The organism is Bradyrhizobium sp. 142, assembly GCF_023074015.1.
GTDB lineage: Bacteria > Pseudomonadota > Alphaproteobacteria > Rhizobiales > Xanthobacteraceae > Bradyrhizobium.
In genome coordinates this window covers 1-1051 of the sequence record NZ_JADPKQ010000356.1, presented here as the reverse complement: position 1 = coordinate 1051, position 1051 = coordinate 1, and the positions used below count along the sequence as shown (strand labels likewise).

At 59.0% G+C, this 1051-nt stretch carries 1 protein-coding gene and 1 pseudogene; one reads left to right on the top strand and one right to left on the bottom strand.

All coding sequences use genetic code 11. The features are described 5' to 3' along the window. Positions 1-142, bottom strand: a pseudogene (locus IVA82_RS33025) (transposase); the annotation flags it as partial. 29 nt (positions 143-171) lie between these two features. Between IVA82_RS33025 and IVA82_RS33020 the strand changes: the two are divergent. After that, the gene (locus IVA82_RS33020; protein WP_247379833.1) at positions 172-432 is read left to right on the top strand and encodes a multidrug efflux SMR transporter; all 261 of its coding nucleotides are present in this window, start codon (positions 172-174) and stop codon (positions 430-432) included. The last annotated feature ends 619 nt before the right edge of the window (positions 433-1051 follow it).

Here is a 1051-nt window from a genome sequence, read left to right as displayed (position 1 = left end):
TTCTGTGCGCCAGCGGCAGGCGGAAATAGGTCAGCGTCTCCTCGATGTTCTCTTCCACCCAGCCGGTGAGCTTGGGGTATTTGCCGCCCCATTTGCCGAACCAGGCGGCGAGATCGCGCCGCACCTCTGCAAGGTCGCGCCGGTGCCGGCTTGTGCGAACCCGCCTAGGCGATCGGACTTAAATACACGGAAGGATTCTCGCGCCTGTTACCCACGATCGGTACGGTGGTCGCCATGGTGGCCAGTGTTGGATTCCTGGGCTTGGCCCTTAAGTCTCTGCCGGTCGGTACGGCCTATGCGGTGTGGACGGGCATTGGTACTATCGGCACTACTGCGCTCGGTGTTTATCTTTTCAATGAGCCCGCGACGTTCCCTCGGCTTACCTGCATCGGCCTCATTCTCGCGGGCATCATCGGATTGAAAATCACCTGACAGGCCGTGCGGCGCGATGTTGATTTCGCGAAAGGCGAACTCCTTAGTGAAGGCGCCGCCAAATGCGGCGTAGTGCAAGAACTCGCATGGAATTGGCTCGAAACCCCATTTCTCGATGGCGCGTACACCGTCCGCGTGTGATGCGGATCGACGATGATGCGCGGGTCACGAACAGGTCGCGCCCAGCGAAAGAAATGGGCGGCGTCAAAAACTGGTTCAAATTCGGTCAGGATATATGAGATCGGCTTTGGGGAGGCAAAACTCGGTATCGAACAGCTCATCCGTGAGTTGAGGCCGGGGCGCGGCGGTCCAGCGCGCGCTGCGTTGGAAGTATTTCTTCAGGATCGGACGATAGGTGTGCGACTCGAAGTAGCGACACGGCCAACACATCGGCGTTTCGATGATCTCGTCGCCGATTACGAGCATGCTGTCGCGCGGACAGGAATTGCAGAACCCGCACGAAGACCATTCCGGCGTACTGAAGCGTCTCTTGTGCTCGACGGCTTCCGGCCGCCTTACGGTACTCGTCCGAGGACGGCCGTCTTGCGAGTTCATCCGGTCTGTAGCTGACTGTCGGTATGGATATCCTTACTGATAGTCGCCAAGTGCGTCGCCTTGA